17 protein-coding genes are annotated in these 14,096 nt (G+C 73.2%); 10 read left to right on the plus strand and 7 right to left on the minus strand.

All coding sequences use genetic code 11. The features are described 5' to 3' along the window. Positions 1 to 116: 116 nt before the first annotated feature. The gene (locus tag ACFWRT_RS24885) at positions 117 to 563 is read left to right on the plus strand and encodes a Rieske (2Fe-2S) protein (protein WP_380952421.1); all 447 of its coding nucleotides are present in this window, start codon (positions 117 to 119) and stop codon (positions 561 to 563) included. 40 nt (positions 564 to 603) lie between these two features. Here the strand turns inward: ACFWRT_RS24885 and ACFWRT_RS24890 are convergent, their stop codons facing one another. Continuing rightward, entirely contained in the window at positions 604 to 1,272 is a 669-nt protein-coding gene (locus ACFWRT_RS24890; protein ID WP_380952419.1) for a cysteine hydrolase family protein, read from the minus strand. Between the two features lie 128 nt (positions 1,273 to 1,400). On the opposite strand from ACFWRT_RS24890, the gene ACFWRT_RS24895 reads away from it, so the two are divergent. Continuing rightward, on the plus strand, positions 1,401 to 1,874 hold the full coding sequence (locus ACFWRT_RS24895) for a pyridoxamine 5'-phosphate oxidase family protein (protein ID WP_380952418.1): 474 nt from the start codon (positions 1,401 to 1,403) through the stop codon (positions 1,872 to 1,874). A 62-nt stretch (positions 1,875 to 1,936) separates the two neighbouring features. Here the strand turns inward: ACFWRT_RS24895 and ACFWRT_RS24900 are convergent, their stop codons facing one another. Next, entirely contained in the window at positions 1,937 to 2,860 is a 924-nt protein-coding gene (locus ACFWRT_RS24900) for a LysR family transcriptional regulator (RefSeq protein ID WP_380952417.1), read from the minus strand. Between the two features lie 173 nt (positions 2,861 to 3,033). Here ACFWRT_RS24900 and ACFWRT_RS24905 point away from each other — a divergent pair, with 173 nt between their 5' ends. Next, entirely contained in the window at positions 3,034 to 4,044 is a 1,011-nt protein-coding gene (locus ACFWRT_RS24905) for a DMT family transporter (protein WP_381121350.1), read from the plus strand. A gap of 69 nt (positions 4,045 to 4,113) precedes the next feature. On the opposite strand, the gene ACFWRT_RS24910 is transcribed toward ACFWRT_RS24905, so the two are convergent. Then, on the minus strand, positions 4,114 to 5,445 hold the full coding sequence (locus ACFWRT_RS24910) for an aminotransferase class I/II-fold pyridoxal phosphate-dependent enzyme (RefSeq protein ID WP_380955469.1): 1,332 nt from the start codon (positions 5,443 to 5,445) through the stop codon (positions 4,114 to 4,116). Positions 5,446 to 5,493: 48 nt separating this feature from the next. On the opposite strand from ACFWRT_RS24910, the gene ACFWRT_RS24915 reads away from it, so the two are divergent. Continuing rightward, on the plus strand, positions 5,494 to 6,189 hold the full coding sequence (locus tag ACFWRT_RS24915; protein WP_380955471.1) for a pyridoxamine 5'-phosphate oxidase family protein: 696 nt from the start codon (positions 5,494 to 5,496) through the stop codon (positions 6,187 to 6,189). Between the two features lie 73 nt (positions 6,190 to 6,262). Here the strand turns inward: ACFWRT_RS24915 and ACFWRT_RS24920 are convergent, their stop codons facing one another. The 3 genes from ACFWRT_RS24920 to ACFWRT_RS24930 form a co-directional block, all read right to left on the minus strand. Beyond that, positions 6,263 to 7,225, minus strand: coding sequence for a DMT family transporter (locus tag ACFWRT_RS24920; protein ID WP_380955473.1), 963 nt, complete (start codon positions 7,223 to 7,225; stop codon positions 6,263 to 6,265). Positions 7,226 to 7,383: 158 nt separating this feature from the next. Beyond that, positions 7,384 to 8,457 carry an EamA family transporter gene (locus tag ACFWRT_RS24925; protein ID WP_380955474.1) on the minus strand — a complete coding sequence of 358 codons (1,074 nt, stop codon included), beginning with the start codon at positions 8,455 to 8,457 and terminating at the stop codon, positions 7,384 to 7,386. A gap of 117 nt (positions 8,458 to 8,574) precedes the next feature. After that, the gene (locus tag ACFWRT_RS24930; RefSeq protein ID WP_380955475.1) at positions 8,575 to 9,117 is read right to left on the minus strand and encodes a Clp protease N-terminal domain-containing protein; all 543 of its coding nucleotides are present in this window, start codon (positions 9,115 to 9,117) and stop codon (positions 8,575 to 8,577) included. 257 nt (positions 9,118 to 9,374) lie between these two features. Between ACFWRT_RS24930 and ACFWRT_RS24935 the strand changes: the two genes are divergently transcribed. Together ACFWRT_RS24935 and ACFWRT_RS24940 are read left to right on the plus strand one after the other, a co-directional pair. Continuing rightward, positions 9,375 to 9,587: a hypothetical protein gene (locus ACFWRT_RS24935; protein WP_380955476.1), complete on the plus strand. Its 213-nt coding sequence runs from the start codon at positions 9,375 to 9,377 to the stop codon at positions 9,585 to 9,587. Positions 9,588 to 9,649: 62 nt separating this feature from the next. Beyond that, on the plus strand, positions 9,650 to 10,087 hold the full coding sequence (locus ACFWRT_RS24940) for a type II toxin-antitoxin system Rv0910 family toxin (RefSeq protein ID WP_380955477.1): 438 nt from the start codon (positions 9,650 to 9,652) through the stop codon (positions 10,085 to 10,087). 72 nt (positions 10,088 to 10,159) lie between these two features. On the opposite strand, the gene ACFWRT_RS24945 is transcribed toward ACFWRT_RS24940, so the two are convergent. Next, a complete protein-coding gene (locus ACFWRT_RS24945) occupies positions 10,160 to 10,780 on the minus strand; it encodes a PadR family transcriptional regulator (RefSeq protein WP_380955478.1) in 621 nt (206 codons plus the stop codon). Between the two features lie 355 nt (positions 10,781 to 11,135). On the opposite strand from ACFWRT_RS24945, the gene ACFWRT_RS24950 reads away from it, so the two are divergent. The 4 genes from ACFWRT_RS24950 to ACFWRT_RS24965 all read left to right on the plus strand — a co-directional run bounded on the left by ACFWRT_RS24950 (position 11,136) and on the right by ACFWRT_RS24965 (position 14,088). Then, positions 11,136 to 12,392, plus strand: coding sequence for an MFS transporter (locus ACFWRT_RS24950; protein WP_380955479.1), 1,257 nt, complete (start codon positions 11,136 to 11,138; stop codon positions 12,390 to 12,392). A 286-nt stretch (positions 12,393 to 12,678) separates the two neighbouring features. Further along, the gene (locus ACFWRT_RS24955) at positions 12,679 to 12,930 is read left to right on the plus strand and encodes a DUF6400 family protein (protein WP_380955481.1); all 252 of its coding nucleotides are present in this window, start codon (positions 12,679 to 12,681) and stop codon (positions 12,928 to 12,930) included. Next, positions 12,914 to 13,159: a hypothetical protein gene (locus ACFWRT_RS24960; protein WP_366382802.1), complete on the plus strand. Its 246-nt coding sequence runs from the start codon at positions 12,914 to 12,916 to the stop codon at positions 13,157 to 13,159. The genes ACFWRT_RS24955 and ACFWRT_RS24960 overlap by 17 nt, the downstream gene beginning before the upstream one ends. A 107-nt stretch (positions 13,160 to 13,266) precedes the next feature. Further along, a complete protein-coding gene (locus ACFWRT_RS24965) occupies positions 13,267 to 14,088 on the plus strand; it encodes a PhzF family phenazine biosynthesis protein (RefSeq protein ID WP_380955483.1) in 822 nt (273 codons plus the stop codon). Positions 14,089 to 14,096 lie beyond the last annotated feature (8 nt).

The raw sequence follows: 14,096 nt of genomic DNA on the forward strand, positions 1-14,096 counted from the left end.
GGTTCCGCACCCGTCCGCCGAACGCCCGAAACCCGTCCATTGAACGCCCTAACCCCGCTCTCCGTACCCATGGCCGAAGGACACATTCATGGATACCGATGAAGGGAATGACCACCATGAGCGCAGCCCAGGAGCGCCGGACCCTCCTCGAACGCCGCACCGTCGTCCTGGCGGTGGGCGCGGCCGGGGCGGCCGCCGCACTCACCGCGTGCGGGGGTTCGGACGGGTCGGGTGGCGCGGAGTCGGTCCAGCAGCCGGGGAGCGGCGGGGCGGGTGGGGCCGTCCTGGCGAGGACCGCCGACATCCCCGAGGGCGGCGGAGTCGTCTTCGCCGCGCAGAAGGTCGTGGTGACCCAGCCGAGCGCCGGTGAGTTCAAGGCGTTCTCGGCCACGTGCACCCACCAGGGCTGCGCGGTCAAGGACGTGGTGGACAACGTCATCACCTGCCCCTGCCACAACTCGACGTTCGACGCGGCGACCGGCAGCCCCACCGCCGGACCCGCCACCCAGCCGCTGCCCGCGCGCGAGATCTCGGTGGCGGGCGACTCGATCACGCTGGCGTAGGGGTCCGCGCCACGTCAGGCCCCGGTCCGCCCGCACTCCATCACCTCGGTGCGGCCCCGGACCGCCTGCGGGGCTCCTTCCAGCGGCCCAGGATGTCGTCGGTGGTGGTGATGGTGGCGACCAGGGAGAGGGTGTTGCGGATCATCGCGGGGGTGTACTCGGCGGGCACCCCCGCGATCGCGTCGGCCGGGACGACGGCCGTGTAGCCGAGATTGACGGCGTCGAACACGGCGTTGGGGATCGCGACGTTGGCCGAGACCCCGGTGACGACGAGCGTGCGGCAGCCGAGGTTGCGCAGGAGGGCGTCCACGTCGGTGCCGGCGAGCGGCGAGAGCCCGTGCAGCCGCCGTACGACGAGATCCTCGTCCGCGACCTGGAGGGGCGCCGCGACCCGTACGGCGGTCGTGCCGGTGTGCTGCTGTACGGGGAGCCGGGCGGCGGCCCGGAAGAGCCGGGCGTTGCGGTTGGCGCCGCGTCCGTCGGGGCGGCTCTCGGCGATGGCGTGCATGACCTGGACCCCGCCCTCGTGGGCGGCGGCGACCAGGCGGGCGATGTTGTCCAGGGCACCCGATGAGCGGGCGGCCGCGGCGAGTTCGGGCAGGGCGCTGTCGGGCCCCACGACCCCCTGCTGGCATTCGACGGTCAGCAGTACGGTGGTGTCGGGGGCCAGCAGCGCGGCGAGCCGTTCCCGGGATTCTCTGGACGCCACGGCGCTCCTCCTCCTTCTTGGGCCTTCTCCGGGTCTGGTGTCTGCCGCGCGGCGAACGGCATTGCGCCGCACGGAAAGAGGCCCCATGCTTTCTGACAGTTCGTCAGATGACAAGGGGAGGAACCCGCATGACCGACACCCAGCGCCGCGGTCGCCGGATCATGATGACCCCCGAGGAGCGGGACACCTACCTCCGCGAGCAACGCACCTGCCGGGTCGCCACCCTCGCCGCCGACGGCCCGCCGCACATCGGCGCGCTCTGGTTCGTCTGGGACGGCACCTCGCTCTGGCTGTACTCCATCACCCGCAGCCTGCGCTGGTCCCACCTACGCGAGGACCCGAGGATCGCCGTCGTGGTCGACGACGGGGTGGAGTACGACGAGCTACGCGGCGTGGAGCTGTCCGGTACGGCGGAGTTCGTCGGCGAGGCGCCGCGTACCGGCGAGCCGTGCCCCGAACTCGACGTACCGGAGCGGCTGTTCCCCGCGAAGTACTTCGGGATGGAGGAGATGCCGCACGACGGCCGGCACGCCTGGCTGCGGCTCACCCCGGACGCCATCACCTCATGGGACTTCCGCAAGCTGACGGACCTTCCCCGGTAGCACCCCACGGGTCCCGGTGGTCACCCCACGGGTCCCGGTGGTCACCCCGCGGTTCCCGGTGGTCACCCCCCGGTGGAGGTCCCGGCCGCCACCCGCGCTCCCGCCGCCCGCAGCGAGGCGACGGCGGCCCGGACGGAGGGGCGGCGGTCGGCGTCCGCGCGCCAGACGGCGTGGATGTGGCGGCGCATGGTCTGCCGCACCGGCACCAGGGAAACGCCGTCGGGGACAGGGCCACGCCCCAGCCTCGGTGCGACGCAGACGCCGAACCCGGCAGCGATGAGGGCGAGTTGTGTGTGGTGCTCACCGGCCAGGTGGGAGATGCGCGGTTCGATGCCCCGGGAGCGCAGGGTGAACATGAGCCACTCGTAACAGAATTCACCTTCGGGCCAGGAGACCCACTCGTCCTGGGCGAAGTCCTCCAGATCCACTTCGGCGCGGCCGGCCAGCGGGTGCCCGTCCGGCATGGCGATGTCCGGTGCGTCGTCGAGGAGTTCGGCCTTGGCCAGACCGCCGGGCACGGGGAGCCGCTTGTTGCTCCAGTCGAGCACCACGGCCACGTCGACATCACCCCGCAGCACCGCCTGGAGTCCTTGCTCCGGCTCCAACTCCCTTGTACGCACGTTCAGTTCGGGATGGTCCGCACGCAGGGCGGTGAGCGTGGCGGGCAGCAGTCCGCGCGCCGCCGTGGGGAACGCCGAGAGCGTCACCTCGCCGACCACCTCACCGCGCTGGGCCTCGATGTCGGACTGGGCCAGCTGCACCTGCGACAGGATCCGCGCGGCGTGGTCCGCGAGCAGCCGGCCCGCGTCGGTGAGGCGGACGCCCCGGCCGTTCCTGGCGAGAAGCTGCTGCCCGACCTCCCGCTCCAGCTTGGCCATCTGCTGCGAGACCGCCGACGTGGTGACATGCAGCCCCCCGGCGGCTCCGCTCACCGAGCCGTGCCGGGCGAGGGCGTCCAGGGTGCGCAGCCGCTCCAGATTCAGCATGTCCCCTCCAGGTTCAGCATGCCCACTCCAGGTTCAGCATGCCCACTCCAGGTTCAACATGTCTGCTCCACGTTCAGCATGTCCCCTCCAGATTCGACAGGTAAGCGATGCTACGCGAATCAGCACAGAAACTCTCGCTTGTTCTTATCAGTGCGGCTCGTCATCGTTGAGCCATGAGCGCCCCCTGCCAGCAGCCCGCCGCCCCTCCGGCCACCTCCCCACCCCCTCTCCCACCCGCGCCCGCCACCCGGCGCCCGGCCGTGGACTGGCGGATCCGGTTCGCCGCCCTCTCCCTGATCTGGGGGTTCAGCTTCCTGCTCATCAAGGTGGGCACCCAGGGGTTCGCACCGTTCCAGGTCACGCTCGGCAGGCTGCTGGCCGGGACCGCTGTCCTGGCCGTCGCGATGGCGATGCGCCGGGAGCGGCTGCCGCGCTCGGCCCGGACCTGGGGGCACATCACCGTGGCGGCGTTCTTCCTCAACGCGCTGCCGTTCTCCCTCTTCTCCTACGCCGAGCTGACGATCCCCTCCACCCTCGCGGGCATCTGCAACGCGACCTCACCCCTGTGGGGCATGGCCCTCTCGGTGGTCGCCCTTTCCGAGGACCGCCCGACCCGCCGCCGCGTCGCCGGCCTGGGCGTCGGCTTCCTCGGGGTGCTGACCGTCCTGGGCGCCTGGCAGGGCTTCTCCGGCCTGGACCTGCCGGGTACGGGGATGGCGCTGCTGGCCTCGTTCAGCTACGCGGTCGGCTGGATCTACGTCCGCCGTACGCTGGCCGGGACCGGCTCCTCGACACTGACGCTCACCGGCAGCCAGCTCTTCATCGGGACGCTGCAACTGGCCGTGGTCACGCCGGTGTTCACCTCCGCCCCGGACGAGTTCCCCCTGCTGCCCACACTGTCGGTGCTGGCGCTCGGAGCGCTCGGTACGGGGCTCGCGGTACTGCTCCAGTACGGACTGGTCCAGGAGGTCGGACCGACGACCGGTCAGATGGTCACCTACTTCATCCCGGTGATCGCCACCGCCGCGGGCGTCGCCCTGCTCGGGGAGGAGCTGACCTGGAACACCCCGGTGGGCGCGGTGATCGTGCTGGCCGGGGCGGCGCTCACCCAGAGCCGCCCGTCGGCCGCCGCCACCGGGACCCGCACGGCGGGCGCCCGGACGAAGCGCCTCAGCCGTACGTGACAGAACAGCTGTACGTGAGCGGCTGAGGCCGCTCAGCCGTACGTGACCGGCGGGTACGGCAAAGGCACCTCAGCCGTACGTCACCGGCCGCGCCGGCCCCGCCGCAGCCGCCACCGCGTCCGCCAGCGGCCCGATGTCCGCGGCCGCCAGCGGGGACACGGTGAGCCGCACCGCCTGGGGCGTGCCCATCCGGAAGCGCGCTCCGGGTGCCACGGCCCAGCCCGCGTGGAGCAGCCGGGCGATGGCCCCGGTCTCGTCGCTGACGGGCACCCACACGTTCATCCCGCTGCGCCCGTGGGCCGCCACGCCGCGCTCCGCCAGGGCGTGCACGAGGGCGTCGCGCCGCTCCCCGTACGACCGGGCGACGGCGGCGGTGTCGACGGCGTCCGAGGTCCACAGGTGGAGCACGGCCCGCTGGAGCAGCCGGCTGACCCAGCCGGGCCCCAGCCGCTGCCGGCCCGCCACCCGGTCGACCGTGACCGCGTCGCCGGTGAGGACGGCGACGCGGAGGTCGGGGCCGTACGCCTTGGCCGCCGACCGGATGAACGCCCAGTGGTCGGTGGTCCCGGCCAGCGGGTGCAGCGGCAGGTCGACGATGGCGTGGCCGTGGTCGTCCTCGATCAGCAGCACGCCGGGGTGGCGGGCGAGTACGGCCTTGAGCTCCCGGGCCCGGTCCGCGCCCACCGACGCGCCGGTCGGGTTCTGTGCCCGGTCGGTGACGACGAGCGCCCGCGCCCCGGCCCGCAGCACCCGCTCGACATCCGCGACGAGCGGCCCTTCGTCGTCCACCCCGACCGGCACGGCGTGCAGCCCGAGCGCCGGTACGAGGTCGAGGACGCTGCCCCACCCCGGGTCCTCCACCGCCACCGCGTCGCCCGGCCTCAGGTGCGCCGCGAGCACCCTCTCGATGGCGTCGAGGGCTCCGGAGGTCACCGCGACCGGCCCCTCGGGCACCCCGTCGGCGTCCATCGCGGTACGCGCGTACGCGGCGAACTCCGGGACCACGGGCGCCTCCCCGTACAGCCCCGGGCTCTCCGCATGCACCGCCGCGGCCGCGGCGAGCGCCGGCCCTAGCTCCGGCAGCAGCGCCGGATCGGGGTTGCCCTCGCCGAGATCGCGTACGCCCGGCGGCGCCTCGATGCGCAGGGAGCCGCGGGACGTGCTGGCCGGACGCGGCCGCACCCGGCTCCCCCGGCGGCCCGCCGTCTCGATCACTCCGCGCTCGCGCAGCGTCCGGTAGGCGGCCGCCACCGTGTTCGGGTTGACCTCCAGCCGCTCGGCCAACTCCCGCATGGGGGGCAGCACATGACCGGGCGCGAGGTCTCCGGAACCGACCCCGCGCTCCACACTGGCGGCGATTTCCGATGCGCGCCGCCCACTGATCCGATACTCTCCTAGCACAAACAACAGTATGCACTAGTGCAATCAGATCCGCAACGGGAGTACGCCATGCAGGACACCGCACCGCCCACCACCACGGGCCCCGGCGTCACCGCCCCCTACACGCCCACCGCCCGCACGGTACCCACCCGGGCCAAGGAGCGCGCCTCCTACGACCGGGAGCTGGTCCACTCGATACTCGACGCGGCCTACCTCTGCCACCTCGGCTTCGTCCGGGACGGGGCGCCGGTCGTGCTGCCGACCCTGTTCGGCCGGGTCGGGGAGCGCCTGTACGTCCACGGGTCGACCGGCTCCCGCCCGTTGCGGAACACGCGGGCGGCGGATCCCGGGCTGCCGGTCTGCCTGACCGTCACCCATGTCGACGCCCTGGTGCTGGCCCGGTCCGCCTTCCACCACTCGCTGAACTACCGCTCCGTGGTGGTCCACGGCACCGCCGTCACGGTGACCGACCCCGAGGAGCGGCGCATCGCCCTCGACGCGATCGTCGACCAGGCCGTCCCCGGCCGCTCCCGGGACGCGCGGCCGGCGAACGCCAAGGAGCTGGCCGCCACGGCGGTGATCCGGCTGGACCTGGACGAGGTCTCGGCGAAGGTCCGCACCGGCGGCCCGAACGACGAGCCGGAGGACCTCGCCCTCCCGCACTGGACCGGGATCGTGCCGCTCACCCGGGGCTACGCGGAGCCTGTCCCGGCGGACGACCTGGACCCGGCCATCGGCGTACCGGACTACCTCCGCGCGCTCTGACCCGGAGCGCCCGGGGGAAGGACAGGGCCCGCAGCCTGAGTACCCGGCTCCGAGCCCTGTCCCGCCGAAGCTGCTAGACCCCCAGTGCCTCAGCTCTCCGGCGAGCGACCGCGGCACCCCGCGCCTCGGCGAGCGCCAGCCCGGCCACGGCGGTCAGCAGGAGCAGGGTGCCGACGACGGTGGCTACCGTCAGCCGCTCCCGCAGGACGGTCACCGCGATGAGCGCGGCACTCACCGGCTCCAGAAGCATGATCACGGAGACGGTGGCCGAGCGGACGGCGGCGGCCCCGGCGAAGTACAGCGCGTACGCGAGCGCGGTGGGCACCGCCGCCACGTAGATGAGCAGCCACAGCACCTGTCCCGTCTCGGCGGTGTGCGGTACGAGGCCCTCGGCCGCGGCCATGGGGAGCAGCCCCACCGCTCCGATGCCGAACGCCCAGGCGCTGGTGGTCAGCGCGTCACCGCCGCCGCCGTCCCGCCCGAGCCATCGGGTGAGCAGGGTGATCGCCGCGTACCCGGCGGCGGACAGGAGCGCGAGCAGGACTCCGGCCGGGGCGACTTCGCCGCGCTCGCCGCCCAGGACCAGCACGGCCAGGCCGGCGAGCGCCCCGGTCACGGCGGCCAGGCCGCCCTTGCCGAGGCGTTCGCCCAGCATCTGCCGTGCGCCGACGGCGATCAGGACGGGCCCGGCGCCGAGCGTGACGACGGTGCCGACGGCGAGGCCGGTGGCGTCGACCGCGGCGAAGTACGCGCTCTGGAACACGGTGAGGCCGACCCCCGTGCCGAGGATGCGCAGCAGCCGGCGGCGCCGGGGTTCGGGCTGCCGGGGTGCGCGGCGGGGACGTACGGCGAGCGCCCCCGCCAGCAGCACGAGGCCGCCGGCGCAGCGCCAGAAGGACAGGGCGAGGGGACCGAGATCGCTGACCCGGAAGATCAGTGAGGCGGCCGCACCGGCGGTGCCCCAGGCGACTCCGGCGATGACGAGATACAGCAGGCTCCGCCCGACGGGCAGCGCGGAAACAGGGGAAAGGGACATATGACCGCTCCAGAGGAGGACAGGGTGGTGGTCGCTCGACTCCGCACGCGGGCAGCGACGAACCGCTCGGGGACTGCCCGAGCCCGGTCTTCGTCAGGAGTGGCCGCCCGCGCTAGGCGGCAGGCGGCGGCAGCACAGTCAGATGCATGGCAGGCACACTAATGCGAAGCCCGCCCGGCCGACAACTCGCTTTCCGTGGCGGCGGCCGCCGCACCCACACCCGCGGCGACCGGCCCCGACGGCGGTTTCGGGGCCGACGACTGGGCGATGAACGCACCGGTCAGCACCACGAAGCCGCCGATGAGCTGCGGGGCGGAGAGGTGTTCGCCGAGCAGCACCCAGGCCAGCACGGTCGCGATGACCGCTTCCAGGCAGGCGACGACCCCGGCGACCTGCGGCGAGAGCATCCGGACGGAGACGACGCCGGTGCCGTACGCGAGCACGGTGGCGACCAGCACGATCCAGCCGAGCAGCACCCAGGCGGGGACCCCGGTGCCGTTCATCCCGGCGGTCCCGCCGAGCAGCGACCAGTCCATGCCCCACGGGCGCGCCACGACGGTGAGGACGAGGGCGCCGACGATCAGTCCGTACGCGATGACGCCGAGCGGAGGCGGAGGTTCGACGCTCCCGCCGTCGCCGCCCTTGGCCTCCCGGCCGTCGCCGCCCCTGCCCTCCCCGCCGTCGCCGCCCTTGGCCTCCCGGCCACCGTGGTCGGAGAGGACGAAGTAGCCGACCTGGCAGCAGGCGGCGCCGAGGGCGAGCAGCAGCCCGAGGGCGTCGAAGCTGAGCCCGGCCCAGACCTCGACGACGCAGGCGAGACCGCCGACCGCCAGGACCACACCGAGTGCGGCGGCCCGGGTGACGGGCCTGCGCTGGACGAACCGGACCCAGCCGAGGACCAGCGCGGGCGCGAGATATTCGACCAGGAGGGCCACACCGACCGGGATACGCGAGATCGAGGCGAAGTAGAACGCCTGGACCCCGGCCACGGCGAAGAGCCCGAACCCGGCCAGGAGCGCGGGCCGCTCACGTACCAGGTTCCGGTGGCGCCAGGCGACCGGCAGCATGATGAGCGCGGCGCCCGCCACCCGGAGCCACACCACGTGCAGCGGGTCGAGCCCCGCCTCGATCAGTGGCTTGGCGGCGACCCCCGAGCCGCCGAAAGCGAAGGCCGAGAGCAGGGCGAGCCCCAGGCCGGCGCTTCGTTTCTGAGTACCCCGAGACGCGTGCATCGGCACATCATGACAGCAGCCGACAGCACCGTCACCTCTGTGACACCTGTCGAGATGCTCAGGCCGTATGCGCGTCGCTCAGACCCGCCGAATCGCCTCGTCCGTAGACACTTCCCCTCACCGGGACACCTCCGCCGTACGCTCCACCGCACGCCCCCACAGCCACCGCGCGTCCACGCCCGCCCGGCCCAGCACCTCGACCGCACGGCACTCCCCGTCGGCGGCCAGTGCGGCGAGGAGATCCAGCCCGCGGACGCGTGACTCCCCGCGCAGCCCGGCACGGTGCAGCGCGGCTTCCATGGCGGTGACGGCCGACGGCGACCAGCCCTCCGCGGCCGGGTCCCGTACGACGGGAACGGCGCCCGAGTCCTCCACCGACCCCTGCCAGCGGAGCCCGTAACCGATGCTGCGCTGCACGAGGTAGCCGAGCACCTTCGCGAGCTGCGGTCCGCCGTCGAAGGCCTCGCGCACCTCGGGGTCGCTCTCGATGAGGGAGTGCAGCAGGTGGGCGGTGTCGATCTGCCGGTCGCCGTCCCGCAGCGCACGCCTGCGCGCACCCGTCACCACCGAGGCCAGCTCGACGGTGAGTCCGGCGTCGGCGTCGGCGTCCACGGGGTTCAGGGCGGGCTGTTCGGGGATCCTCGGCGTCCGGTTTTGCACTACTCCACCCCATCAGTCCCCGGGCGACGAAGCATCGGCGGAGCGGCCCATTCACGCGTCCCACCCAAGTTGGGTACACCGGAGCGCCCCCTCATCCCTGCGGATGAGATCGGACCATGGCGTACAACCATCGCCCTCAAGAGGGCGCGCCGCCTTGCGCCGCACTCCCCCCGGCAACCGCCACCCCCTACGCGTACGTCACTGATGGCACACAGCGCGTGACAGCGCACATCGGCTCCGGGCGGAGGAAACCAAGGGTGTTCTGGATGGTCGCTCTGCTCGCCCAGGACGGGATGCAGTACGTCTACCGCGTGTACGCACCGGACGACGCCCTGCCCGCCGATCTGTTCTGGGCCGCCTTCCACTGCCACGACGAAGGCCCGCACCCGCGCGCGTCGGACCGGTTCGACGCGGCGGAGATCTGGCGGAACCCGGCAGCGCCAGCGCATCTGACGGTGCATCAGCATTGAATGTTGGAGCCGTCGCCGTTACGTTCCGCTCCACCGGAACCGGACGAACCAGGGGTGGTCGCATGGCCGAAGTCAGCGCGGAGGCGCGCATCGAAGCACCCGCCGGGAAGGTCTGGGCGCAGTTGACGGACTTCTCGTCGTACGGCGAGTGGAACGCCACCCACACCAGCTTCCCCAAGGGCGGCCCGGCCCCCCTGGAGCTCGGGGCCACCTACGAGGAGAACATGAAGCTCATGGGCTTCCCCGCCGAAGTGGCGTGGACGATCGACGAGCTGGAGGACGGCCGGCTGCTGACGACCCGGGGCAAGGGCCCGATGGGGGTCATCCTGGCCATGCGCTACGCCCTGGCACCGTCCCCGGACGGGGACGCCACCACGGTCCGCATCGAGGGCGAGTTCACCGGCGCGGCGGTCTCCCTGATGGGCGGCAAACTGAAGGACTCCGCGACGGCGGCGCTCCAGGAGTCCCTGCGCAAGCTCGACGGCCTGGTCACGCCCTGACGCTCACCGCACGCACCCGGTAGGGACCCGCTCTCGGCGGGTCTCTGCCGGGTCGGCGACGGGATCACCGACTCAGTGCTCGTCGGCGAGAATCAGGTACAGCTTCTTCCGGGCGTCGTTGATGACGGTCAGCGCCTTCTGCCGCTGATCGGCCGAGCCGGTCTTCCAGACCTGCCCGAACGCCTCCATCAGACCGAACCCGGCCTGGCGGATCTCGTTCACGCCCTCCCAGTCCGCACCGCGCCCGGCCTCCTCCCAGGGAGCCTCGGGACCGGACTCGGCCTCGCCGCGCCCGGAGTCGGTGAGCGTGAACAGCTTCTTGCCGCCCTCGCTCGCGCTGACGATCAGCCCCTCGTCCTCCAGCAGTTGAAGCGTCGGGTAGACCGAACCGGGGCTGGGCTTCCACGCCCCGCCGCTCCGCTCGCCGATCTCCTGGATCATCTCGTAACCGTGCATCGGCCGGTCCTTCAGCAGGGCCAGGATCGACGCGCGCACGTCACCGCGCCGCGCCCTCCCCCGACCTCCGCCCCGACCGCGCCCGCCACCGAAGGGGCCGCCGCCGAACGGCGGCCCGAACGGCCCGAAGGCGGCCCGGCGGCCGTCGTGGCCGCCCCGACCGTGATGACCGTGATGACCGGGCCCGTAATGCCCCGGTCCGCGCTCGTGCTCATGCTCGTATCCGTGTGAACGCATCGCTACGCTCCTTCCATCGTCGATCTGTCGCGATGCGTCAACGATATATCGGAAGCTGTCGACTGGCAAGACCCCGTCCCGGGGGGGCGCCGCCCGGACGGCGAGCCTCGGCCGAAATCGCCTGTCGCCCCCAGCCGCCGAGCGCTAGCGTTCGGGCCGACGAACGACCCACGAGGGAAGCGGTGAGACATGCCCGGTCGTCCGAGCGCGCGTTGACGTCGTAGGCCGAGACCGGCCCGTCATCGCGTGCTGCCCCTGAGGTCGCGGCACAGCGAGCCCTTCACCCGCCCGTAGCCCGGGCGCGCCTTCGCGCGCCAGGCCGGCGGCCCTCGTTCCGGCAACCCCAGGGGTCTCTGTGCCGTCCCCCTCCTCCACGTCCCCCTCCTCCCTATGGCGGGACGCCGACTTCCGCAGACTTTGGGTGGGCCAGACGGCCTCCCAGCTCGGCGAACACACGACGCTCATCGTCCTTCCGCTCCTCGCCGTCCTCGCACTCGACGCCGGGGCCGGCCAACTGGGCGCCCTCCGTGCCATGGGGCAGGCGCCCGTCCTGGTGTTCTCGCTCCTCGCGGGGGCATGGGTCGACCGGTGGCGGGCCCGCACGGTGATGGTGCTGACGGACGCCGTCCGGGCCGTGGTGCTCGTCGCGGTCGCCGTGGCCGGGCTGTTCGGGCTGCTCGGCCTGCCCACGCTGTTCGTGGCCGCCTTCACCGTCGGGGCTCTGTCCGTCCTGTTCGACGTCGCCTATCAGGCCTCGCTCGTACGGCTGGTGAGGCGCGATCAGCTCCTGGAGGGCAACAGCGCGCTGGAAGGCAGCCGGTCCGCCGCACAGATCGGCGGCCCGGCGCTCGGCGGAGCGCTGGTGTCGCTGCTCCCGGCGCCGGCCGCCACGGCCTCCGGCGCGCTCTTCTTCGCGATGTCGTTCGCCTCCCTCCGGCGGATCCGCCGGGCCGAAGCCGTACGGGAGCGGCAAGAGCGCACCCCTCGGGTCCGGCACCAGATCCGGGACGGCCTGCGCTTCGTCGCCGGACATCCCCTGCTGCGGGCCGTCTGCCTCGCGTCGGCCGCCTTCCAGTTCTCCTTCGCGGCGACGATCACGGCCTACCTGCTCTTCCTCCCGCGCGAACTGCACCTGACAGGCGCCACCATCGGGCTCGTCCTCGCGGCGACCGGCCCGGGCGCACTCCTCGGCTCGGTCCTGGCCGCGCGGCTGCCGAGGCGGTACGGCCATGGCGTGGTGCTCGTGTCCGCCGCGGTGCTCGGCAACGGCGCCCTGCTCTGGGTACCCGCCCTGCACGGCTCCTCGGCGGCCACGGTGGCCGCGCTCCTGGTGGTCAACTTCGTGTTCGGGGCCTTCGGCCAACTGGTGAACGTCACCGTCATGTCGGTGCGGCAGGCCGTCACGCCGGACGGGATGCAGGGCCGCGCGGCCGCGACGATCACCTTCGCCGGCATGGGGTCCGCCCCGCTCGGCTCGCTGCTCGGCGGCCTCCTCGCCCAGGGCTGGGGGCTGCGCACCAGCCTCCTGGTGACGGCTGCGGGCATGATGCTGTCCCCGGCCGTGATGGCCGCGTCCCCGCTCGTACGCCTGGGACGGAGGCTCCCGCTATGACCCGTGCCACAAGGCCGCGCACGGGCCCGGTCCACCGCACACCACCCCGTACCCACAACCGCCCGCCCTCGCCCACCGATCCGGGAACACCCCACCGGGAAGGCGGAGCCGACTCCCCGACCGGGCGACTTAGGTCACCCTTCCCCGCCGACGCGGAGGCCTGGTACAGATGGTGAGGATTCACCCCCGACCCTCACCCCCGACCACCACCCCGGACGTCGTAACGCCCATCCCCGAAGTCCGACACCCACCCCGAAGCCCCGACCCCCACCCCGGAAGTGCTGCCATGCATCAGGACAGGACCGCCGACCTCATCCCCTTCACCATCGACCTGACCTTCGAGGAAGCCCGGCGACGGGCCGCAGTCGTCGCCGCGCTCGGGCCCGACTGGGACCCGATGGCCGCCCTGCGCGGCGAGGACGAGGCCTACGCCCTGCTCTACTCGGGCCTCGACGCCGAGCAGCAGCGCACCTACGACCGGCTGGTGGCCGCCGGTGTCCTGCCGGACGAGGACCAGGGCCGTGCGGCTGCCCATTGATCCGCAGGCGGACATCGCCCGCCGCGCCTGGGTGGCCTGCCCCGCCTGCGACGACGCCCGCCACTGCGCGACCTGCGCGGACCGCCGCACCTGCGGTGAGCACTGGCGCTACCTGATCTCCAACCAGGGTCCCGTCCTGCACCTCCAGTGCCCCGGCTGCACCCACACCTGGTCGCTCGACACCCGCCCGGGCCGCCCCGGCCACGGCGGCGGCGCCCGCTGCTCCTGAGAATCGCCGACGCGCGCCTGAACCGCCGACGCGCGTCCCGGCCCAGCAGGCCAGGAACCCGCGATTGGCCTTGGCCCGTGCCCGCGTGGCCGCTCTACGGTCGCCCCATGAGGATTCGTATCGTCGACGCGTTCACCGACCGCCCCTTCTCCGGCAACCCGGCGGGCGTCCTCCTGCTGGAGTCCGCCGCCTTCCCGGACGCCGAACGGCTCCAGGAGATCGCCACCGAGGTCAACCTCTCCGAGACCGCCTTCGCCCACCCCCTGCCGCCCGGCGGCGAGGCGGACTGGGCGCTGCGCTGGTTCACCCCGGCCACGGAGGTCGACATGTGCGGGCACGCCACGCTCGCCACCGCGCACGTCCTGCACACCACGGGGCGGGCCACCGGCACCGTGCGCTTCGCCGCGCGCTGCGGGGTCCTCACCTCCACCGCCCACGCGGACGGCTCCCTGACCCTCGACTTCCCCACCGCCCCGCTGCGCGAGGAGACCGCGCCGCCCGGACTCGCCGAGGCGCTGGGGGCGGAGCCGGTCTCGGTCCACGACACCGGTGAGCACATCGGCGACCTGCTCGTCGAGCTCCGCGACGAGGCGACCGTAAGGGCTCTCGCCCCGGACTTCGCCGCCCTCGTGACGCACTCGCGGCGCGGTGTCATCGCCACGGCCGCCGCCGAGGACCCCGCCGGCGGCTACGACTACGTCTCGCGCGGCTTCTTCCCCGGTGTCGGCATCGACGAGGACCCGGTGACGGGCAGCGCCCACACCGCGCTGGCCCCGTTCTGGTCGGCCCGTCTCGGCCGCGACGACCTCACCGGCCTCCAGGCCTCGGCCCGCTCGGGGTTCGTACGCACCGCGCTGCGCGGCGAGCGCACCCTGCTGACGGGCTCGGCGGTCACCGTCATCGACGGCGAGCTGCTGACCGCCTTCTGAGCCCGGGA

Origin of the sequence: Streptomyces cyaneofuscatus, assembly GCF_042718795.1 — a bacterium.
Classification (GTDB): Bacteria; Actinomycetota; Actinomycetes; order Streptomycetales; family Streptomycetaceae; genus Streptomyces; species Streptomyces cyaneofuscatus_A.

Bases quoted from the DNA above. Each gene is read 5' to 3' on its own strand.
- ACFWRT_RS24945 (WP_380955478.1), bottom strand. From the start codon at position 10,780: ATGCGTTCACACGGATACGAGCATGAGCACGAGCGCGGACCGGGGCAT.
- ACFWRT_RS24900 (WP_380952417.1), bottom strand. From the start codon at position 2,860: ATGCTGAATCTGGAGCGGCTGCGCACCCTGGACGCCCTCGCCCGGCAC.
- ACFWRT_RS24965 (WP_380955483.1), top strand. From the start codon at position 13,267: ATGAGGATTCGTATCGTCGACGCGTTCACCGACCGCCCCTTCTCCGGC.
- ACFWRT_RS24895 (WP_380952418.1), top strand. From the start codon at position 1,401: ATGACCGACACCCAGCGCCGCGGTCGCCGGATCATGATGACCCCCGAG.
- ACFWRT_RS24885 (WP_380952421.1), top strand. From the start codon at position 117: ATGAGCGCAGCCCAGGAGCGCCGGACCCTCCTCGAACGCCGCACCGTC.
- ACFWRT_RS24925 (WP_380955474.1), bottom strand. From the start codon at position 8,457: ATGCACGCGTCTCGGGGTACTCAGAAACGAAGCGCCGGCCTGGGGCTC.
- ACFWRT_RS24955 (WP_380955481.1), top strand. From the start codon at position 12,679: ATGCATCAGGACAGGACCGCCGACCTCATCCCCTTCACCATCGACCTG.
- ACFWRT_RS24920 (WP_380955473.1), bottom strand. From the start codon at position 7,225: ATGTCCCTTTCCCCTGTTTCCGCGCTGCCCGTCGGGCGGAGCCTGCTG.
- ACFWRT_RS24905 (WP_381121350.1), top strand. From the start codon at position 3,034: ATGAGCGCCCCCTGCCAGCAGCCCGCCGCCCCTCCGGCCACCTCCCCA.
- ACFWRT_RS24915 (WP_380955471.1), top strand. From the start codon at position 5,494: ATGCAGGACACCGCACCGCCCACCACCACGGGCCCCGGCGTCACCGCC.
- ACFWRT_RS24940 (WP_380955477.1), top strand. From the start codon at position 9,650: ATGGCCGAAGTCAGCGCGGAGGCGCGCATCGAAGCACCCGCCGGGAAG.